Annotated in this window: 18 protein-coding genes; 9 read left to right on the top strand and 9 right to left on the bottom strand. The window is 63.1% G+C overall.

Annotated features, from left to right (window positions below; all coding sequences use genetic code 11):
- Position 1: 1 nt before the first annotated feature.
- Positions 2–1,183, top strand: coding sequence for an ABC transporter permease (locus tag AADJ04_RS07440; protein ID WP_198845674.1), 1,182 nt, complete (start codon positions 2–4; stop codon positions 1,181–1,183).
- 80 nt (positions 1,184–1,263) lie between these two features.
- Here the strand turns inward: AADJ04_RS07440 and AADJ04_RS07435 are convergent, their stop codons facing one another.
- Positions 1,264–2,532, bottom strand: coding sequence for an amidohydrolase family protein (locus AADJ04_RS07435; protein ID WP_341239226.1), 1,269 nt, complete (start codon positions 2,530–2,532; stop codon positions 1,264–1,266).
- Between the two features lie 342 nt (positions 2,533–2,874).
- Between AADJ04_RS07435 and AADJ04_RS07430 the strand changes: the two genes are divergently transcribed.
- Positions 2,875–4,593, top strand: a complete 1,719-nt coding sequence (locus tag AADJ04_RS07430; protein ID WP_341239225.1) for a cytochrome D1 domain-containing protein — start codon at positions 2,875–2,877, stop codon at positions 4,591–4,593.
- A gap of 158 nt (positions 4,594–4,751) precedes the next feature.
- Here the strand turns inward: AADJ04_RS07430 and upp are convergent, their stop codons facing one another.
- The 5 genes from upp to AADJ04_RS07405 form a co-directional block, all read right to left on the bottom strand.
- A complete protein-coding gene (gene upp / locus AADJ04_RS07425) occupies positions 4,752–5,381 on the bottom strand; it encodes a uracil phosphoribosyltransferase (protein WP_066694515.1) in 630 nt (209 codons plus the stop codon).
- Positions 5,382–5,469: 88 nt separating this feature from the next.
- Positions 5,470–6,444, bottom strand: a complete 975-nt coding sequence (locus tag AADJ04_RS07420; RefSeq protein ID WP_341239224.1) for a threo-3-hydroxy-L-aspartate ammonia-lyase — start codon at positions 6,442–6,444, stop codon at positions 5,470–5,472.
- Positions 6,445–6,563: 119 nt separating this feature from the next.
- A complete protein-coding gene (locus AADJ04_RS07415) occupies positions 6,564–7,418 on the bottom strand; it encodes an enoyl-CoA hydratase-related protein (RefSeq protein WP_341239223.1) in 855 nt (284 codons plus the stop codon).
- 169 nt (positions 7,419–7,587) lie between these two features.
- Positions 7,588–8,397: a hypothetical protein gene (locus AADJ04_RS07410; protein ID WP_341239222.1), complete on the bottom strand. Its 810-nt coding sequence runs from the start codon at positions 8,395–8,397 to the stop codon at positions 7,588–7,590.
- Positions 8,398–8,576: 179 nt separating this feature from the next.
- The gene (locus tag AADJ04_RS07405; RefSeq protein WP_341239221.1) at positions 8,577–10,109 is read right to left on the bottom strand and encodes a helicase HerA-like domain-containing protein; all 1,533 of its coding nucleotides are present in this window, start codon (positions 10,107–10,109) and stop codon (positions 8,577–8,579) included.
- Between the two features lie 78 nt (positions 10,110–10,187).
- On the opposite strand from AADJ04_RS07405, the gene AADJ04_RS07400 reads away from it, so the two are divergent.
- The 7 genes from AADJ04_RS07400 to rng all read left to right on the top strand — a co-directional run bounded on the left by AADJ04_RS07400 (position 10,188) and on the right by rng (position 17,108).
- Complete coding sequence (locus AADJ04_RS07400) at positions 10,188–10,907, top strand: YebC/PmpR family DNA-binding transcriptional regulator (RefSeq protein WP_066690248.1); 720 nt, start codon at positions 10,188–10,190, stop codon at positions 10,905–10,907.
- Positions 10,908–11,011: 104 nt separating this feature from the next.
- Positions 11,012–12,292, top strand: a complete 1,281-nt coding sequence (gene purD, locus AADJ04_RS07395) for a phosphoribosylamine--glycine ligase (RefSeq protein WP_341239220.1) — start codon at positions 11,012–11,014, stop codon at positions 12,290–12,292.
- Complete coding sequence (gene hemF, locus AADJ04_RS07390; RefSeq protein ID WP_341239219.1) at positions 12,292–13,239, top strand: oxygen-dependent coproporphyrinogen oxidase; 948 nt, start codon at positions 12,292–12,294, stop codon at positions 13,237–13,239. Before purD ends, hemF begins: the two co-directional genes overlap by 1 nt.
- 239 nt (positions 13,240–13,478) lie before the next feature.
- A complete protein-coding gene (rsfS, locus tag AADJ04_RS07385; protein WP_341239218.1) occupies positions 13,479–14,324 on the top strand; it encodes a ribosome silencing factor in 846 nt (281 codons plus the stop codon).
- A gap of 70 nt (positions 14,325–14,394) precedes the next feature.
- Positions 14,395–14,862 carry a 23S rRNA (pseudouridine(1915)-N(3))-methyltransferase RlmH gene (gene rlmH, locus AADJ04_RS07380; RefSeq protein WP_007858784.1) on the top strand — a complete coding sequence of 156 codons (468 nt, stop codon included), beginning with the start codon at positions 14,395–14,397 and terminating at the stop codon, positions 14,860–14,862.
- A 100-nt stretch (positions 14,863–14,962) separates the two neighbouring features.
- Complete coding sequence (locus AADJ04_RS07375) at positions 14,963–15,589, top strand: Maf family protein (RefSeq protein ID WP_341239217.1); 627 nt, start codon at positions 14,963–14,965, stop codon at positions 15,587–15,589.
- A 28-nt stretch (positions 15,590–15,617) separates the two neighbouring features.
- Complete coding sequence (gene rng / locus AADJ04_RS07370) at positions 15,618–17,108, top strand: ribonuclease G (RefSeq protein WP_341239237.1); 1,491 nt, start codon at positions 15,618–15,620, stop codon at positions 17,106–17,108.
- A 138-nt stretch (positions 17,109–17,246) separates the two neighbouring features.
- On the opposite strand, the gene AADJ04_RS07365 is transcribed toward rng, so the two are convergent.
- From AADJ04_RS07365 to AADJ04_RS07355, 3 genes are all read right to left on the bottom strand, one after another.
- Positions 17,247–18,419, bottom strand: a complete 1,173-nt coding sequence (locus AADJ04_RS07365; RefSeq protein ID WP_142084149.1) for a pyridoxal phosphate-dependent aminotransferase — start codon at positions 18,417–18,419, stop codon at positions 17,247–17,249.
- 11 nt (positions 18,420–18,430) lie between these two features.
- Positions 18,431–19,372 (bottom strand): CysB family HTH-type transcriptional regulator, encoded by a 942-nt coding sequence (locus AADJ04_RS07360; RefSeq protein WP_067512837.1) that lies wholly within the window; start codon positions 19,370–19,372, stop codon positions 18,431–18,433.
- Positions 19,373–19,475: 103 nt separating this feature from the next.
- On the bottom strand, positions 19,476–19,827 hold a 352-nt coding region (locus tag AADJ04_RS07355; RefSeq protein WP_341239216.1), incomplete at its 5' end, for a CbiX/SirB N-terminal domain-containing protein.

The following is a 19,827-nucleotide window of genomic DNA, read 5'->3' as shown; positions in this document are numbered from 1 at the left end:
CATGCCCGTAAGCCCTTCGTCTGCACCTTCACACGCCCGCAGCCGCACGGCCACGCTGTGGGCGCGCTGCGCCACCATCTTCCGTCTGGGCATCAAAGAGCTGTGGAGCCTGTGGCGCGACCCGATGATGCTGGTCCTCATCGTCTACACCACCACGCTGGCGGTCTACAGTGCAGGCAAGGCCCAGCCAGAGACGCTGAACCACGTGCCCATCGCCATCGTGGACGAGGATGTGTCCACCCTCTCGCAGCGCATTGCCACCGCCTTTTTTGCGCCGCAGTTTGTGGGGCCCGACCTGATTGCCCCGCAGGATGTGGACCCTGGCCTGGACGCCGGCCGCTACACGCTGGTGCTGCACATACCGCCCAACTTCCAGCGCGATGTGCTGGCAGGCAAGGTGCCGCGCGTGCAGCTCAACATGGACGCCACGCGCATGATGCAGGCCTTCACATCCAACGGTGCGGTGCAGCAGATCGTTCAGCTGGAGGTGGCCGAGTTTGTGCAGCGCTACCGGTCTGTGCCTGCGCCTGCCATTGATCTGGCCGTGCGCGCCCGGTTCAACCCGGCTTTGACGCCTGCGTGGTTTGGCTCGGTGATGGAGCTGATCAACATCGTCACCATGCTCTCCATCATCCTCACCGGTGCGGCGTTGATCCGCGAGCGCGAGCACGGCACCGTGGAGCACTTGCTCGTCATGCCCGTCACCCCGGCCGAGATCATGCTGGCCAAAGTGTGGGCCATGGCGCTGGTGGTGCTGGTGGCCACCTGGGTGTCGCTCACCGTGGTGATCCGCTGGGCGATTGGGGTGCCGATTGAAGGCTCGATACCGCTGTTTTTGCTGGGCACGGTGCTGCACCTGTTTGCCACCACGTCCATGGGCATCTACATGGCCACCCTGGCGCGCAGCATGCCGCAGTTTGGCCTGTTGATGGTGCTGACCATGATGCCGCTGGAAATGCTCTCAGGCGGCGTGACCCCGCGCGAGAGCATGCCGCTGTGGGTGCAGTACGTGATGTCTCTGGCCCCCACCACGCATTTCACCGAGCTGTCTCAGGCCATCCTGTACCGGGGCGCGGGGTTGTCGGTGGTGTGGTCGTCGCTGGTGTGGCTGTTGGCCATCGGCGCCGTGCTGTTTGCCCTGGCGCTGGCGCGCTTTCGCAAGACTATCTCGCAGATGGCTTGATCTTGCGCGCCCATTGCTATTGAGGTTGCTATTGATTTGGTAGCTGCTTGCGCTTGCAGGATAAGCGCTGGAGCCGATTTTTACATAAAGTCCACGTTACCGGGCCGCCCAGGCAGGTTCAAAGCTGCCGTGGGCGCGGGCTGGCTCGCTACGCGCTTGCCGCGCCGCCATACGCCCAAGCGCGCGGCCCGCAGGCGAATGGCTTCTGCCGGGTTGCGCGCATGCAGCAGCACAAAGTCCGCGTGGCAGCCGGGGGCCAGGCCGTAGCCCTCCAAGCCCAGCAGGCGGGCAGGGTTCACGGTCACCGCATCAAAGCACTGGCGCATGCCCGCCTGGCTGGTCATCTGGCCCACATGCAGGCCCATGTGCGCGGCCTCCAGCATGTCGCCGCTGCCGCCGCTGTACCAGGGGTCGAGCACGCAGTCGTGGCCATAAGCCACCGTCAGGCCTGCGGCCATCAGCTCGGGCACGCGGGTCATGCCGCGGCGCTTGGGGTAGGTGTCGTGGCGGCCTTGCAGGGTGATGTTGATGAGCGGGTTGGCCACCACGCCCAGGTCGGCCTCACACATCAACGGGATGAGTTTGCTCACGTAGTAGTTGTCCATGCTGTGCATGGAGGTGAGGTGCGAGCCCGTGACGCGGCCGTGCAGGCCCAGGCGCTGGGTTTCAAAGGCCAGGGTTTCGGCATGGCGTGAATGCGGGTCGTCGCTTTCGTCGCAGTGTATGTCCACGCGCTTGGCCAGCTTCGCGGCCAGTTCGCAGAGGATTTTTACGCTCTCGGCGCCTTGTGCCATGGTGCGTTCGAAGTGCGGAATACCGCCCACCACATCCACGCCCATGTCCAGTGCCCGCTTCAGGTTGTCCAGCCCGCCCTGGCGGCGCAGCACGCCGTCTTGCGGAAAGGCCACCAGCTGCAAGTCCAGGTAAGGTGCCACGCGCTGCTTCACATCCAGCAGGGCCTGCACCGGCAGCAGGCTGGGGTCGCTGGTGTCCACATGGCTGCGGATGGCCAGCAGCCCGCGCGCCACGGCCCAGTCGCAGTACTGCAATGCGCGCTGCACGATGTCGTCGTGCGTGAGCTGGGGTTTGAGCTCACCCCACAGCGCAATGCCCTCGAGCAGCGTGCCGCTTTCATTCACACGCGGCTGGCCGTAGCTCAGGGTCGAATCCATGTGGAAATGCGCGTCCACAAACGGCGGGCTCACCAGCAGGCCGCCTGCGTCCACCGTTTCGTGCGCTGGGGCTTGCAGGCCTTCGGTCACTTCGGTGATGCGGCCGTTTTGCACGGCAATCGACATGTTCTGGCGCCCGTCGGGCAGAGTGGCATGGGTGATGAGCAGGTCAAGCATGGGATGAGAGGGGCAGGACGGGTTTTGCTCAGGATACGTTGTTTTTGCGATCTGCAGAGGTGCTGCGCTTCAGTGCTGGGCGCGGGAGATATGCACTTGCATTGTGGTTGCGAAGGCGTGTGTAGCTCTTGATGTCATGGTGATGAAAACGACACGCGGAATCGGGCCACCTGAACCAAATGGGTATCTAACATGAATCATTGATAGGTATCAAAGCGCTGCCGGTTTGGCTGACAAAGAATGCCTCTGAGCCTGCCGAACCCCAGTCGTCGCAGCCCACGGCGGGCCTATTGGAGGGATGGAGATTGAGCCATCTTGGGCCGCGACATACAAGGAGTCCCCATGACAACCCGAAAGCTGGCGCGCCTTGCGGCCCTGGCACTGTCCACTCTGGCTCTGGCCGCCACTGCACAACACAAAGATGGTGCTACGGACCCTGAGGTGAAATACCAGGCAGGTTCTTCACCTCTGGCCGATGTACCGATGTACCAAAGCACGAACCCCAAAGCGCCGAAGATGACGCAGGCCGAGTTCGATCGCGCTCGCCAGATCTACTTCGAGCGTTGCGCTGGCTGCCACGGTGTGCTGCGCAAGGGCGCCACCGGCAAGCCCCTGACCCCTGACATCACCATGGCCAAGGGCACCGACTACCTGAAGGTGTTCATTGCCTACGGTTCGCCCGCTGGCATGCCCAACTGGCAGACCTCTGGTGAAATGGATGAAGCCACGGTGGACCTGATGGCCCGTTACATCCAGCACGACGCGCCTACGCCACCCGAGTGGAGTCTGGACGACACCAAGAAGACCTGGAAGGTAACGGTTGCGCCCAAGGACCGTCCGACCAAGAAGATGAACAACTTCAACATCGAGAACATCTTCTCCACCACGCTGCGTGACACGGGTGAGATTGCTTTGATCGATGGCGACACCAAGGAAATCATCAGCATCATCAAGACCGGCTATGCGGTGCACATCTCTCGCATGTCGGCTTCGGGCCGCTACCTGTTCGTGATTGGCCGCGACGCCAAGATCAACATGGTCGACCTGTGGATGGCAAAACCCGACAGCGTGGCAGAAGTGCGCATCGGCCTGGAAGCCCGCTCGGTGGAAACCTCCAAGGCCAAGGGCTACAAGGACAAGCTGGTGATCGCTGGTGCTTACTGGCCGCCCCAGTTCACCATCATGGACGGCGACACGCTGGAGCCCAAGAAGATCGTCTCCACCCGCGGCAGGGTCGTGGGCACGCCGGAATACCATCCTGAGCCCCGCGTGGCATCCATTCTGGGTTCCCACTACAAGCCCGAATTCATCGTGAACGTGAAGGAAACCGGCAAGACCTTGATGGTGGACTACTCCAATCTGGACGCCCTCAAGATCACCGAAATCGGTTCTGCTCCGTTCCTGCATGACGGTGGTCTGGATGCTTCCAAGCGCTACTTCATGGTGGCTGCCAACAACAGCAACAAGATTGCTGCGATCGATACCAAGGACGGCAAGCTGGCTGGCCTGACCGATGTGGGCAAGATCCCCCACCCCGGCCGTGGCGCCAACTTCACCCATCCGCAGTTCGGTCCCGTATGGTCTACCGGCCACCTGGGCGACGATACGATCTCCCTGATCGGCACCGACCCCAAGAAGTTCAAGCAGTACGCTTTCAAGGAAGTGGCCAAGCTCAAGGGGCCTGGCGGCGGTGCTCTGTTCGTCAAGAGCCACCCCAAGTCCAAGAACCTGTGGTCTGATGCGCCTCTGAACCCCGATCCAAAGATCTCGCAGTCGGTGGTGGTGTACGACATCAACAACCTGGACAAGGGCTACAAGACGCTTCCTATCGCTGAGTGGGCTGACCTGAAGGACGACGGTGCCAAGCGCGTGGTGCAGCCTGAGTACAACAAGGCTGGTGACGAGGTCTGGTTCTCTGTCTGGTCCGCCAAGAACAAGGAAAGCGCGATCGTGGTGGTGGACGACAAGACCCTCAAGCTCAAGAAGGTCATCAAGGATCCACGCCTGATTACCCCCACGGGCCACTTCAACGTCTACAACACGCAGCACGACGTGTATTGATGGCCCAAGGCACTGTGCGGCTTGCCCGCACAGTGGGCAAAGGCATCAGCGCCCTGGCTTGAAAACCGGGGCACAAAAAAACGCCGCAGGGTTTTGTACCCTGCGGCGTTTTTTATTTGCCCGCGCAACGCCTGCGGCGCAGGCGCAGGGCTTTCGCCTTACTTGGTGCCGAAGATGCGGTCGCCTGCGTCACCCAGGCCCGGCAGGATGTAGCCGTGGTCGTTGAGTTCGCGGTCGATGGCGGCAGTGAAAATCGGCACATCGGGGTGCGCTTTTTGCAGCGTGGCCACGCCTTCAGGCGCAGCCAGCAGGCATACGAACTTGATGGAGCGGGGCTTGAGCTGCTTGAGTCGGTCTACGCAGGCGGCAGCCGAATTGCCGGTGGCCAGCATGGGATCCACCACGATGATGTCGCGCTCTTCCATCTCGGAAGGCATCTTGAAGTAGTACTCGACCGGCTGCAGCGTGTTGGGGTCGCGGTACAGGCCGATGTGGCCCACACGGGCGCCGGGCACCACGTTGAGCATGCCGTCCAGAAAACCATTGCCCGCGCGCAGGATGGACACCAGCACCAGCTTCTTGCCGTCGATCATCTTGCCGGTCATGGTCTCCAGCGGCGTCTCGATCTGCACGTCCTGCAGCGGCATGTCGCGCGTCACCTCGTAAGCCATCAGCGTGGACAGCTCGCCCAGCAGGCGGCGGAAGCTGTTGGTGCTGGCGTCCTTCTCGCGCATCAGCGTGAGCTTGTGCTGGACGAGGGGGTGGGTGATGACGGTGACGTTGCTCATGAAAAACCTGAATTAGCGAATAGATGACTTGGAAAACAATCGGTATTTTCCACCAACCGGTAAAAGTCGCAGTGCAAAAGGCGGGTCTTCACTCTGCAAGAAAGCGTGCATAGCGCGGCAAGTCCACATTGCCACCGCTGATGAGCACGCCCACCCGCTTGCCACGCACATCCACACTGCCATTGCGTACGCCGGCAAATGCCAGCGCACCCGTGGGCTCCACCACGATCTTCATGCGCTCTGCAAAAAACCGCAGGGCCTGCACCAGTTGTTCGTCGGTGGCAGTCACCATGTCTTCCACGCCTTCGGCAATGATGGGAAAGGTGAGCTGGCCCAGCGCCTGTGTTTGCGCGCCGTCGGCAATGGTGTGGGGTGTGGGTATCTGCACGATGTGCCCGGCCTTGAACGACTGCTGGCCGTCATTGCCTGCTTCAGGCTCCACACCCACCAGCCGACACCCCGGCGCCATGACCTGCGCGGCCAACGTGCTGCCCGCCAGCAGGCCGCCACCGCCCACGCAGACGAACAGGTAGTCCAGCCCCGGTACTTCTTCCAGCAGTTCCATGGCGGCCGTGCCCTGGCCCGCGATCACGTGCGGGTGGTCAAACGGCGGCACCAGCGTCATGCCGCGTTCTTGCGCCAGGCGGCGGCTGATGGCTTCGCGGTCTTCGGTGTAGCGGTTGTAGGTCACCACCTGCGCGCCATATTCGCGCGTGGCAGCCATCTTGGTCGCGGGGGCGTCTTCCGGCATCACGATCACGGCGGGCATGTCAAGCAGGCGGGCCGAAAGCGCAATGGCCTGTGCGTGGTTGCCCGCAGAAAAGGCCAGCACGCCACGTTCGCGCTGCTCAGGAGTGAACTGGGCCAGCGTGTTGTAGGCGCCGCGGAACTTGAACGCCCCCGTGCGCTGCAGGTTCTCACACTTGAAAAACACTTGCGCCCCGGTGCTCTCGTCGGCGCTGGTGGAACGCAGCACGGGCGTGCGGTGGGCAATGCCGTGCAGCCGCTGCGCCGCCGCACGCAGGTCATCAAAGGTGGGCGCAGGCAGGGCGGCTGGGTTCATGAAAGGCTCCGCAATCAATCAGGAAATGCCTTGCATCATAGGCACTGCCATGCCTCAACGCAAAAGCGGCCCAGGGGCCGCTTCGCTCGTAGTGTCTCTGTGTGGCCTGCTGTTTTGCGTCAGCCCAGATCTGCAAAGCGTTGCAGCGGCGTGAGTGCGGGGAAGTCACCTGCGCGCTTTTGCTTCATGGCAGTGACAGATTCGCGCACATGCTGGTTGCTCCAGATGGCGCCCTGCAGCCAGCCCATCTGGCGCAGGCTGTCTTCCACGCTGTGGTCGCGCGCGTAGTTCACGGCCTGCTTGGTGCCCCAGATGGCCACCGGGGGTTTGGACGCGATCTCTTTGGCGCACTGCAGCGCGGCAGCCAGCATGGCCTCCTGCGTGTCGAACACCTCGTTGACCAGGCCATAGTCCAGGGCCTTGGCGGCGCTCAGGCGGCGGCCGGTGTAGGCCAGCTCCTTGACCACGCCCAGCGGGATGAGCTTGGGCAGGCGCTGCAGCGTGCCCACGTCGGCCACCATGCCGATGTTGATCTCCTGGATGCAGAAGAACGCATCCTGCGTGGCGTAGCGGATGCAGCCCGCCGTGACCATGTCCACCGCGCCGCCGATGCAGCCGCCATGGATGGCCATGATGACCGGAATGCGCAGGTTTTCCAGCCGCGTGAAGGTGGCCTGCATGTCGGTCAGCAGGTCAAAAATGGCGGCGCGGCCCTCGGGGCTTTGGTCGTCTATGGTGATGGCGCCGCCAAAGGTTTCGAGCGCCATGCCCGCGCTGAAATGCTTGCCTGTGCTGCTGATGACGAGCGCCCGTGCCGTACCTGTCTGATGCAGGTGAGCCAGCACCGTGTCCAGCTCACGCCAGAAGGTAGGGTGCATGGTATTCAGCGCTTCTGGCTTGTTCAAAACCAGATGGGCCACCTGCGCGGTGGTGCTGAGGGTGAAACAGGTGAGGGCGTTGATGTCGGTGTTCATGGCCTGACACTCTAGGGCGGCCGCGCTTCGGCGTTCGTCGCCTGGGCGACTTTGAATGAAATCAGCCGCTAGCGCTTGATTGGAAAGCGCTGGTAGCTATTGATTTAATAGCATTGGCATCTCGGCGCTGTGCAGCCAAGGTGGCCCGCCGTGGCTTGCCTTGTGCGGCTCAATCGCCGCCCCCGCCACAGCCTCCGCCGTCGCCGCCTCCATCACCGCCACTGCCGTCCGAGCAGTCGGCTCCGCCAAAGTCGCCTGAGCTGCCGCTGTAGCTGCCATCCGAAAAATCGGTGCCGCAGTAGGGGGAGCCGCCGCTGCTCGCGTTGGCCGCCGCGCTGCTTTGCGCACCCGTCAATCGGCAGTCGGGCACGTAGTGGAACCCGTTGGGGATGGCGAACTTGGCATCCAGTGCAAACAGCAGCGGCAGGCGGCTGGGGGCCTTGGGGTCGATGGATTCCTCCTTGCACGCCCAGAACCAGGCGCGCCGCAGGCCGTCGTTGTGCATGCCTTTGCGCCCCAGGGCTTCGGCCGGGGTGTGGTGCAAAAAGCGGCCCAGCGCGTGGGTGCACCACCGTTGGTAGGCCTGCGTGTGCAGGATGAACTCGTGCCACAGCACATCCACCGCCTGTGAGGGCATGGCGACGAACTGGCGGCTGCGCAGGCAGGCAAGGAAGAACTGCCGCAGGCCCCGTTCGACCAGCTCGCCATCCTTGGCGCTCAGCTGCGGGTAGGCCTCGCGCAGTTTGCGTTGCAGGAAGCGGGGCAAGGGGGCTTCGCGGATGTAGCGCTCACGCGCCGCGCGGGTTTGCTGGATGCACAGCGCTGTCATGGCCACAGATGCGATGAAATAGAGGACCCAGTACCAGTGCGGGCGCCACAGGCCCGCTGCCACCCCGACAAAGCCCAGTATCCAGCCCACGATGGCGGCAAACATGGGCAGCTGGCCCCAGCGCAGCAGCGCGATTTCGGTTTTTGTCATCGATCCTCCTTTGTTGTTGTTTTTGTTGGGATCGATTCAACGCCCGTTTTATGACGAAATGGTGAATGTCATATGGAAGTCATGCATCTGTTGGCAGCGTACTGTGGCGACAGAAGCACACCGGGCGGTGCCTGCGCTGGCAACCGCCCGGGTTTGGTTGGTTGCCAGCTTTTTTGAAATCAGCGCCGCTTGCCGCTGCCCCCAAAGATGCTGCCCAGCACGCCACGCAAAATCTCTTTGCCCAGGGTGGTGCCCATGGTGCGCACGGCCGACTTGGCCATCGTTTGCGCCAGGCCATCACGGCGGCCACCGCGGGGGCCTGTGGAGCCAAACAGCACGTCGTTCAGGCCGCCCAGCAGTCCGCCGCCGTCGTTGGCATCGTCTCCAGCTGCGGTCTTGCCCGCACCGGTGGCGGCAGGGGCTTGCGCTGCTGCATCCGCGGTGCGGCCTTTGAGTTTTTCGTAGGCCGATTCCCGGTCCACCACTTTTTCGTAGATCCCGGCCACCAGCGATTGCGCGATGAGCGCCTGGCGCTGCTGGGGCGTGATGGGCCCGAGCTGGCTGGCGGGGGGCAGCACAAACACGCGCTCGGTCACGCTGGGGCGGCCCTTGGCGTCCAGAAAGCTCACCAGCGCTTCGCCCACGGCCAGCTCGGTGATGGCGGTTTCGATGTCCAGACCCGGCTTTTGCCGCATGGTGGTGGCCGTGGCCTTCACGGCCTTCTGGTCGCGCGGCGTGAAGGCCCGCAGCGCGTGCTGCACGCGGTTGCCCAGCTGGGCCAGCACGCTGTCGGGGATGTCGAGCGGGTTCTGCGTGACGAAATACACGCCCAAGCCCTTGGAGCGCACCAGGCGCACCACCAGTTCAATGCGCTCGATGAGCACCTTGGGCGCCTCGTTGAACAGCAGGTGGGCCTCGTCGAAGAAGAAGACCAGCTTGGGTTTTTCAGGGTCGCCAATTTCGGGCAGCGTTTCGAACAGCTCGGACAGCATCCACAGCAAAAAGGTGGCGTACAGGCGTGGCGAATTCATGAGCTTGTCGGCCGCCAGAATGTTGATGACGCCTTGGCCGTCCACCGTCTGCATGAAGTCCTGGATGTTGAGCATGGGCTCGCCAAAGAACTTGTCGCCGCCTTGCTGCTCGATTTGCAGCAGGCCGCGCTGGATCGCCCCCACGCTGGCCGAGCTGATGTTGCCGTACTCGGTGGTGAAATCCTTGGCGTTGTCGCCCACGTACTGCAGCATGGCCCGCAGGTCTTTCAGGTCCAGCAGCAGCAGGCCGTTGTCGTCGGCAATCTTGAACACCAGGTTCAGCACGCCCAGCTGGGTCTCGTTGAGATTGAGCATGCGCCCCAGCAGCAGCGGGCCCATGTCCGAGATGGTGGCGCGCACGGGGTGGCCTTGCTCGCCAAACACGTCCCACAGCGTGGTGGGGCAGGCTTGGGGCGTGGGCAAGTCGAGCCCGCGCTCTTTGAGCACGCCTGCCAGCTTGTCACCGATCTTGCCGGGCTGGCTGGCGCCCGTCAGGTCGCCTTTGATGTCGGCCATGAACACAGGCACCCCGATGCGCGAGAAGTTTTCTGCCAGGGTCTGCAGGGTCACGGTTTTGCCTGTACCCGTGGCGCCGGTGATGAGACCGTGTCGGTTGGCCAGGCCGGGCAACAGGTGGCATTCGGTGGCGGCGTGTTTGGCGATCAGCATGGGTTCGGCCATTTGGGGATTCCTCGGGGATACGGTCTGGCAAAAAGTAAAATCAGCAGGCTAGATTAAATCAATACCAAAGGATCTCTCGTGGCAGGACACAGTAAATGGGCGAATATCCAGCACCGCAAAGGGCGCCAGGATGAAAAACGCGGCAAGATCTGGACCCGCATCATTCGTGAAATCACTGTGGCAGCCCGCGCCGGTGGCGGCGATCTGTCTGCCAACCCCCGCCTGCGCCTGGCGGTGGACAAGGCCAAGGCGGCCAACATGCCCGCCGACCGCATCAAATACAACATCGACAAGGCCACTGGCAACGCCGAAGGCCTGACCTACGAAGAAATCCGCTACGAAGGCTACGGCATTGGTGGCGCCGCCATCATCATCGACACCATGACCGACAACCGTGTGCGCACCGTGGCCGAGGTGCGCCACGCGTTCAGCAAGCACGGCGGCAGCATGGGTACTGAAGGCTCGGTGGTGTTCCAGTTCAAGCACTGTGGCCAGCTGATTTTTGCCCCCGGCACGAGCGAAGACAAAGTCATGGAAGTGGCGCTGGAAGCGGGCGCAGACGATGTCATCACCGATGAAGACGGTGCCGTGGAGGTACTGACCAGCCCGGCTGAATTTGAAGCCGTGAAGAACGCCCTGGAAGCTGCTGGCCTGACGCCCGAAGTGGCTGGCGTGACCATGCGGCCCGAGAACACGATTGAGCTGACGGGCGACGATGCCGCCAAGATGCAAAAGCTGCTGGATGTGCTGGAAGACCTGGACGACGCCCAGGAGGTCTATCACAACGCGGCGCTCTGATCCGGCTCCTTTTTTCTTGCGCGAGCAGGTTTTTCGACTGATATTTCTCTGAGTTCCTGGGTGGCGTATCCACAAGGCGCCTGCAGGACTCACCAAAGGTTCCTATGAAAGTACTCGTGATTGGTGGCGGCGGCCGTGAACACGCAATGGCCTGGAAGCTGAGCCAGTCGCCCAAGGTGACGAAGGTGTACGTGGCCCCAGGCAATGGCGGCACGGCGCTCAACCCCAAGCTCGAAAATGTGGCCATTTCTGACGTGCGTGAACTGCGCGTCTGGGCCCAGGCGGAGAAGATCTCCCTCACGGTGGTCGGCCCTGAAGCCCCGCTGGCTGCAGGGGTGGTGGACGAGTTTCGCGCCAACGGCCTGCGTATCTTTGGCCCCACCAAAGCTGCTGCGCAGCTGGAAAGCTCCAAGGCGTTCAGCAAGGCCTTCATGCGCCGCCACGGCATTCCCACGGCCGACTACGACACCTTTACCGACCCCGCTGCAGCCCACGCCTTCATTGACCGCCTGGGCGCGCCCATCGTCATCAAGGCCGATGGCCTGGCTGCTGGCAAGGGTGTGGTCGTGGCGATGACGCTGCAGGAAGCCCACGATGCCGTGGACTTCATGCTGGTGGATAACAAATACGGCGTGACGCACAACGAAGGTGGTGCGCGCGTGGTGATCGAGCAGTTCCTGGAAGGCGAAGAAGCCAGCTTCATCGTGCTGTGCGACGGCAAGAACGTACTCGCACTGGCCACCAGCCAGGACCACAAGCGCCTGAAGGATGGCGACGAAGGCCCCAACACCGGCGGCATGGGCGCGTATTCGCCCGCGCCCGTGGTCACTGCCGATGTGCACGCTCGCGCCATGCGCGAGATCATCCTGCCCACCATTCGCGGCATGGAAAAAGACGGTATTCCCTACACCGGCTTCCTGTACGCCGGCCTGATGATCGACGCCAAGGGCCATCCCAAGACGCTCGAATTCAACTGCCGCATGGGCGACCCCGAAACGCAGCCCATCCTCATGCGCCTCAAGAGCGACCTGGTGGATGTGCTGAGCGCGGCGGTGGATGGCAAGCTCGACCAGATCGAGGTGCAGTGGGACCGCCGCACCGCGCTGGGCGTGGTGATGGCCGCCGACGGCTACCCCGAAAGCCCCCGCAAGGGCGACCCCATCACCGGCTTGCCCGCCGAGGCGGACGATGCGGTGGTGTTCCACGCCGGCACGCAGTTGAAAGACGGCGTGGTCAGCGTGACGGGGGGCCGTGTGCTGTGCGTGACCGTGCTGGCCGACAGCGTCAAGCAAGCGCAGCAGCGTGCTTACGACGTGGCGCGCGGCATTCACTTCGAAGGTGCGCAGTACCGCCGTGACATTGGCTTCCGGGCCATCAAAAACTGATGGCTGAAGCACAAGTTCTGAACACGGCAGACACCGTGGCCCGCGTGCGCGGCTACCTGGTAGGCCTGCAGGCCCGTATCACCGACGCGCTGGAGGCTGTGGAAGGCGAGGGCGGTGCCCGCTTCCTGGCCGATGCCTGGAGCAAACCGCCCGGCGAGCCGCTGCAGGGCGATGGCATCACCAAAATCATGGAAGGTGGCCGAGTGTTTGAGCGCGCGGGCTGTGGCTTCAGCCATGTGCGTGGCCCACAGCTGCCGCCTTCGGCCACGCAGCACCGGCCCGAATTGGCGGGCGCGCCGTTTGAGGCCATGGGCGTGTCGCTGGTGTTCCACCCGCGCAACCCGTATGTGCCCACGGTGCACATGAACGTGCGCATGATTGCCGCCGGGCACCCTGGTCAGGTACCTACCTGCTGGTTTGGGGGCGGCATGGACCTCACGCCGTATTACGGCTTTGAGGAAGACGCAGTGCATTTCCACCGCACTTGCCGCGATGCGCTGGCGCCCTTTGGCGAAGACAAGTACCCGCGCTTCAAACAATGGTGCGACGAATATTTCTTCCTGAAACACCGCAACGAGCAGCGCGGCGTGGGTGGTGTGTTCTTCGACGATTTTTCAGAACTGGGCTTTGAGCAAAGCCTGACCATGATGCAATCGGTGGGCGATGCCTTTTTGAGCGCATACCTGCCCATCGTTGAGCGCCGCCAGGCCACGCCCTACGGCGAACGCGAACGCGACTTCCAGCTCTACCGCCGGGGCCGCTATGTCGAGTTCAATCTGGTGTGGGACCGGGGCACGCACTTCGGCCTGCAGTCGGGTGGGCGCACCGAATCGATCCTGCTGTCCATGCCGCCGCTGGTGGCCTGGTCGTATCAGCGCTCTACCGAGCCAGGCTCGCCCGAGGACGCACTGATGCAGCAGTTTCTGGTGCGGCGCGAGTGGCTGTGAACGCCGCGCGACACCACTAAACACAAGGGCTGGGGGCAGTTGCCAGCCAGCCCTTGCCACCCCCAAAGGCCCAAAAGCTATAATTTCAATAGCTGGCAGCGCTTGATTCATGAGCGCAAGAGGCCAAAAACACCGTAAAACGCCTCTGCGCCCGTGCGCAACACCCAAGGCGTAGCCCCTCTGGCTGTGCGCCGCGTTGCGCGCTATATTGATTCCATTCCTATCTATTTCACTGCCTGATGACCACATCCACCAAATCGGAAACCGCGGCCAAAAAAGACGTTGCCAAACTCCAGCGAGCCATCGTTGATGGCCTGGAAGACGTGAAGGCGCAAGACATCCAGGTCTTCAACACCGAGCATCTGTCGCCGCTGTTTGAACGGGTGATCGTGGCATCGGGCACCTCCAACCGCCAGACCAAAGCGCTGGCTTCCAGCGTGCGCGATGCCGTCAAGGAAGCAGGCTTTCCCAAGCCGCGCATCGAAGGCGAAGACAACGGCGAGTGGATCATTGTGGACTGCGGCTCGGCCGTGGCGCACATCATGCAGCCCGCCATTCGCCAGTACTACCGCCTGGAAGAGCTGTGGGGTGACACGCCAGTGCGCTTGAAGCTGGGTGCCGCCAAGCCGTCTTCGACGGCTGCCGCCGATCTGGCTGACAAAAAGTCTGCCCAGAAGGCCGCCAAGTCGGATGCGAAGACTGCAGCCAAGAAGGCTCCGGCCAAAAAGGCGGCCGCTGCCCCTTCAGCACCCGCCCGCTCTGGCAAGGCCACGGTGAAGGCTGTGGCAAAGACTGCTGCCAAAGCAGCACCCGCAAAAACTGCGGCGGCCAAACCGGCTGCGAAAACCACCGCTGCCAAACCTGCCAGCAAAACCGCTGGCACGGCCGCCGCCAAGAAGCCCGCAGCTGCCAAGACGCCCGTGAAGACCGTGGTCGTCAAGCCGGCCGGCGCCAAGAAGCCTGCAGCCAAGAAGTCTCCTGCCGTCAAGGCCCCTGCACGCGCAGCTGCCAAGCCTGCTGCCAAAGTAGCCCCCAAGGCTGCGGCCAAGCCCGCTGCCAAGAAGGCACCGGCCCGCAAGGGCTGATGGCACTGCCGCTGCGTACCCACCGCGTGGGTGCGCAGTGCGTTGGCATCTCACACATTCAGGTTGACCCATGAAGCTGCTGATTGTTGCCGTGGGGCAGCGGGTGCCCGATTGGGCGCAAACTGCCTACGACGACTACGCCAAGCGTTTTCCACCAGAACTCAAGGTCGAGCTCAAGGCTGTGAAGACCGAGCCGCGTGGCTCCAAGACGCTGGAGACGCTGTACGCCGCCGAGCGTGAGCGCATCGAGGCCGCCATTCCCCGCGGCACCCGCGTGGTCGCGCTGGACGAGCGCGGTACCAACCTCACCACCAAGGCCCTGGCAGAGCGGCTCAAAGGCTGGCAACTGGGCGGTGATGATGTGGCCCTGGTCATCGGCGGGCCTGATGGCCTGGACCCGGCCTTTCGCCAGGCGGCGCACGAGCGCATTCGCCTGTCAGACCTGACACTGCCCCATGCCATGGTGCGCGTGCTGCTGATTGAACAGCTGTACCGAGCCTGGTCGGTGAACGCAGGGCACCCCTATCACCGCGAGTGACTCGCCCATGCACTGCGGTGGCCCGTCATTTGCTCTACTATTGATAGCTGCTAGCGCTTGATGGATAAGCGCTGGAGCCGATTTTCTTCAAAATCCCTTCATGCCTGATTTCATCTACCTTGCCTCCCAAAGCCCGCGCCGCCGCCAGTTGCTGGAGCAGCTGGGCGTGCGCAACGAACTGCTGCTGCCCAATGTGGATGGGGATGTGGCCGAAGACGCCGAAGGCATCGAAGCTGTGCTGCCCGGCGAAAGCCCGGACGACTACGTAGCGCGTGTCACTGGCCTGAAGCTCGACGCCGCTGTGGCCCGGTGTGCTCGGCGCGGGCTGCCTATGGCGCCCATCCTGTGCTCAGACACTACGGTCGCTCTCGGAAGCACCATTTATGGTAAGCCCGACGACGCCCCGCACGCCCAGCGCATGCTGGCCGAGCTAGCGGGCCAAACCCACCGGGTGCTGACGGCGGTGGCTGTGCAGGTGGGTGATGGCGCAGGTGCACAGCGGCTGCAGGCGCTTTCGGTGTCAGAAGTCACATTTGCGCCGCTCACGGCTGATCAGATCGCCGCCTATGTGGCCACTGGCGAGCCCATGGGCAAGGCGGGGGCGTACGGCATTCAGGGGCGCGCGGCCGCGTTTATTCCGGTGCTGCATGGCAGCTATTCGGGCATCATGGGCCTGCCGATGTACGAGACAGCCCAGTTGCTGCGTGCCATCGGCTTCTCTGTGTGAGATTCAACGCATATCTGCCATGGCCGCTATCCAACAAGACATTCTGATCAACTGGTCGCCCCAAGAAACCCGCGTGGCCGTCGTGGAACACGGGGCGGTGCAAGAGCTGCACATCGAGCGCACGCTGGAGCGTGGGCTGGTGGGCAACGTGTACCTGGGCAAGGTTTCGCGCGTGCTGCCGGGCATGCAGTCGGCGTTCATCGACATCGGGCTGGAGCGTGCGGCGTTTTTGCATGTGGCCGATGTGTGGCACCGCCAGCCTGATGGCGAGCCACCCGCCTTCGCCCGCAAGACCGAGCCGCAGTTGCCCATTGAAAAACAGGTGTTTGAAGGCCAGTCGCTCATGGTGCAGGTCATCAAGGACCCCATTGGCACCAAGGGCGCGCGCCTGTCCACGCAGATCAGCATCGCAGGCCGCCTGCTGGTGTTTTTGCCCCAGGACGATCATGTGGGCGTGTCGCAGAAGATTCCCCCGGCCGAGCGTGATGCGCTGCGGGCACGGCTACAGGCGCTGGTGGGCGACAAGTCCACAGGCGGTGGTGGTGGCTTCATTTTGCGCACCAACGGAGAAGACTCGACCGATGCCGAGCTGGCTGAAGACATTGCCTACCTGCGCAAGACCTGGGCCCGAATCAAGGAAGCGTCCGTCAAGCTGCCAGCAGGGTCATTGCTGCACCAGGACCTGGACTTGCTGCAGCGCGTGTTGCGCGACCTGGTGAGCGACCATACGCAGACCATCCGGCTCGATTCGATGGAGCAGTTTCACCGGCTGCGTGCCTTTGGGCAGGAGTTCATGCCGGCGGCTGCGGGCAAGCTGCAGCACTACAAAGGCGAGCGCCCGATCTTTGACCTGTATTCGATTGACGAAGAAGTGGCCAAGGCGCTGGGGCGGCGGGTGGAGCTGAAATCGGGCGGCTACCTCATCGTGGACCAGACCGAGGCGCTCACCACCATCGACGTGAACACCGGCGGCTACGTGGGTGCGCGCAATTTTGACGACACGATCTTCAAGACCAACCTGGAAGCCGCCCAGGCCATTGCCCGCCAGCTGCGCCTGCGCAATCTGGGCGGCATCATCATCGTGGACTTTATCGACATGGTGCGGGACGACCACCAGCAGGCCGTGCTGTCCGAGTTCAAGAAGCAGCTTGCGCGCGACCGGGTCAAGACCATGTCGTCCGGCACCTTCTCGCAACTGGGCCTGGTAGAGATGACGCGCAAGCGCACCCGCGAATCCCTGGCCCACATGCTGTGCGAACCCTGCGAAGCCTGCCAGGGCAAGGGCAGCGTGAAGACGGCGCGCAGCGTGTGCTACGACATCCTGCGCGAAATCTTGCGCGAGGCCCGCCAGTTCAACCCGCGCGAGTTCCGCGTCGTGGCCTCACCGCGGGTGGTGGAGCTGTTTCTGGACGAAGAAAGCCAGCACTTGGCGGGCCTGTCGGACTTCATCGGCAAACCCATTTCCCTGCAGGCGGAAAGCGCCATGGGGCAAGAGCAGTACGACATTGTTCTGCTGTAGCCAACGGGCCCGGGCGGGTGGCCCGTGACCCAGGCTTCACCCTGCTTGCTGGCTATTTGCTATGAAAAACGTAGCTGGTGGCGCTTGTCGGATAAGCGTCAGAGCACTAAAAGGCATCAAATTGCCCTGGCAGTGCCTTCAAAGCTTGCGCAGGCGCTCCAGCGCTGCGCGCAGGGTTTCATCCTTCTTCGCAAAGCAAAAACGCACCACGCGCTGGTCAAAGCCGTCGCCATAAAAGGCCGACAGCGGAATGGCCGCCACGCCCACTTCACGCGTGAGCCACTGGCAAAAATCTGATTCGTTCAGGTCGCTCACGGCCGAAATGTCCACGCACTGGAAGTAGCTGCCGGTGCTGGGCAGCAGCTTCAGGCGCGAGCCTTCCAGGCCCTGGCGGAACAGGTCGCGCTTGGCCTGGTAGAAAGCGGGCAGTTGCAGATAGGGCGTAGGGTCTTGCAGGTAGGCGGCCAGGCCATGCTGCATGGGAGTGTTGACGGTGAACACGTTGAACTGGTGCACCTTGCGGAATTCGGCCGTCAGTGCTGCAGGCGCTGCCACGGTGCCCACTTTCCAGCCTGTGACGTGGAAGGTCTTGCCAAAGCTGGACACGATGAACGCGCGTGCCGCCAGGCCGGCAAAACGCGCGGCGCTTTGGTGTTCGGCACCGTCAAACACCATGTGTTCGTACACCTCGTCGCTGATCAGTAGGATGTCGGTGGGCGCGAGCAGGGCTTCGAGCTGGCGCATCTCGTCGGCCGTCCAGATGGTGGCGCTGGGGTTGTGCGGGCTGTTGATGATGATGGCCCGGGTGCGCGGCGTGATGGCAGCGCTGATCTTGGCAAAGTCGGGGCGGAAGGTGCCGGGCGTGAGGGGCACGCGCACGGCCTTGCCGCCTGCCAGCTCGATGTTGGGCACGTAGCTGTCGTAGCAGGGGTCGAGCACGATTACCTCGTCACCCGCGTGCACGATGGCAAGGATGGCGGTGATGATGGCCTGTGTGGCCCCGGCGGTGATGGTGATTTCTGTGCCGGGGTGGTAGGCGCGGCCGTGCAACGCCTCGATCTTGCGTGCCACGGCTTCGCGCAGTGCGGGCACGCCGGGCATGGGCGGGTATTGGTTGTGACCGGCCTTCATGGCCTGGGTGACGGCGTCCACCAGTTCAGGGGCGCATTCAAAGTCTGGAAAGCCTTGCCCCAGGTTGACGGCGTTGTGCTCGGTGGCCAGGGCGGACATCACCGTGAAGATGGTGGTGCCCACGTTGGGCAGCTTGCTGGGAAAGGCGGGCGTGCGTGCGGCAGAAGTGGCGTTGGTCATGGTGGGGCGGGTCAGAATTCGTAGTCGTTCACATGGCCGGTCATGGCCCGGGCGATCAGTTCACGGCTCAGGCGGTCGCTGAGCAGTTCGGCAAATTTATAGACGAAATTGCGCAGGTACGCGCCGCGCTTGAAGGCCACGCGGGCCACGCTTTGCCCAAACAGATGGCCCACGGGGCGCACCACCAGGTCGCCCAGCGGGTCGTCGCGCATGGCCATCTCGGCCACGATGCCAATGCCCAGGCCCAGGCGCACGTAGGTCTTGATCACGTCGGAGTCAATCGCTTCAAGCACGATGCGGGGCGTGAGCTTGCGCGCGGCAAAGGCATGGTCGATCTTGCCGCGCCCGGTGAAGGAGGGGTGGTAGGTGATGAGGGCCTCGTGCGCCAGGTCGTCCAGGCCGATGCGTTCTTTCTGTGCCAGCGGGTGGCCGTTGGGGACCACCAGCACGTGCTGCCATTCATAGCAGGGCAGGGTGACGAGCTCGGGGTAGTCGGCCAGGGATTCGGTGGCCATGCCGATCTCGGCCACCTCGTCAATGATCATGCGGGCTACTTCGTGCGGTGTGGCCTGGTGCAGGCTGATATTGACCTTGGGGTAGGACTCGCGCAGGCGGGCCACGGGCACGGGCAGCACGTAGCGGGCCTGGGTGTGGGTGGTGGCAATGCTCAGGGTACCGCTGTCCTGGGCGCTGAACTGCTCACCGATGCGCTTGAGGTTGCCCACCTCGCGCATGATGATTTCGATGCTCTGCAGCACATGCTGGCCGGGCTCGGTGATGCGCTTGAGGCGCTTGCCGTGGCGGGCAAAGATGTCCACGCCCAGCTCTTCTTCCAGTTCGATGATGGCTTTGGACACGCCCGGCTGGGAGGTGTGCAGGGCCTTGGCAGCTTCGGTCAGATTGAGATTGCGGCGGGCGGCTTCTTGCACGAAGCGGAATTGATGCAGGTTCATATCTGATGAAGGCTAAAGATTTGCATCATTATGCTTCATTCATCTAAAGAACTGGCGCGGATTCGCCCAAGAGCGCAACCTGTGGCGCTTGCCGTATTGCGTTTCAGGCAGCGGGGCGTTCGCAGGCAATGTCGGCCATCAAGGCCGTCATGCGTGGATCTTCGCCAATAGCGGGTTGCACATGAATGGCCACCTGAGGGTGGTTGTCCCGCAGTTGCTGCACCAACACAGGCAGGTCTTCTCGGGCGTGCTTGCCGGTGCCCAGGAACATGGGCACCACGGTGACATGGGTTGCGCCTGCCGCCACCAGGCCTGCCACCGCTTGCGCCAATGGAGGTTCGCTCAGTTCCAGATAGGCGCAAACCACCGGGCGCTGGGGGTGGTCTGCCTTGATGCGCGCAGCCACTGCTTCAATGGGGGCGCGCCAGAGAGGGTCGCGAGAGCCGTGCGAAAAA

Source organism: uncultured Acidovorax sp., assembly GCF_964021665.1.
Taxonomy (GTDB): domain Bacteria; phylum Pseudomonadota; class Gammaproteobacteria; order Burkholderiales; family Burkholderiaceae_C; genus Acidovorax; species Acidovorax temperans.
Note: the sequence above shows the minus strand (reverse complement) of the source record. Positions and strands in the feature narration are given on the sequence as shown.

Coding starts and splice junctions, on each gene's coding strand:
- AADJ04_RS07440 (WP_198845674.1), top strand. CDS start 2: ATGCCCGTAAGCCCTTCGTCTGCACCTTCACACGCCCGCAGCCGCACG.
- AADJ04_RS07435 (WP_341239226.1), bottom strand. CDS start 2,532: ATGCTTGACCTGCTCATCACCCATGCCACTCTGCCCGACGGGCGCCAG.
- AADJ04_RS07430 (WP_341239225.1), top strand. CDS start 2,875: ATGACAACCCGAAAGCTGGCGCGCCTTGCGGCCCTGGCACTGTCCACT.
- upp (WP_066694515.1), bottom strand. CDS start 5,381: ATGAGCAACGTCACCGTCATCACCCACCCCCTCGTCCAGCACAAGCTC.
- AADJ04_RS07420 (WP_341239224.1), bottom strand. CDS start 6,444: ATGAACCCAGCCGCCCTGCCTGCGCCCACCTTTGATGACCTGCGTGCG.
- AADJ04_RS07415 (WP_341239223.1), bottom strand. CDS start 7,418: ATGAACACCGACATCAACGCCCTCACCTGTTTCACCCTCAGCACCACC.
- AADJ04_RS07410 (WP_341239222.1), bottom strand. CDS start 8,397: ATGACAAAAACCGAAATCGCGCTGCTGCGCTGGGGCCAGCTGCCCATG.
- AADJ04_RS07405 (WP_341239221.1), bottom strand. CDS start 10,109: ATGGCCGAACCCATGCTGATCGCCAAACACGCCGCCACCGAATGCCAC.
- purD (WP_341239220.1), top strand. CDS start 11,012: ATGAAAGTACTCGTGATTGGTGGCGGCGGCCGTGAACACGCAATGGCC.
- hemF (WP_341239219.1), top strand. CDS start 12,292: ATGGCTGAAGCACAAGTTCTGAACACGGCAGACACCGTGGCCCGCGTG.
- rsfS (WP_341239218.1), top strand. CDS start 13,479: ATGACCACATCCACCAAATCGGAAACCGCGGCCAAAAAAGACGTTGCC.
- rlmH (WP_007858784.1), top strand. CDS start 14,395: ATGAAGCTGCTGATTGTTGCCGTGGGGCAGCGGGTGCCCGATTGGGCG.
- AADJ04_RS07375 (WP_341239217.1), top strand. CDS start 14,963: ATGCCTGATTTCATCTACCTTGCCTCCCAAAGCCCGCGCCGCCGCCAG.
- AADJ04_RS07365 (WP_142084149.1), bottom strand. CDS start 18,419: ATGACCAACGCCACTTCTGCCGCACGCACGCCCGCCTTTCCCAGCAAG.
- AADJ04_RS07360 (WP_067512837.1), bottom strand. CDS start 19,372: ATGAACCTGCATCAATTCCGCTTCGTGCAAGAAGCCGCCCGCCGCAAT.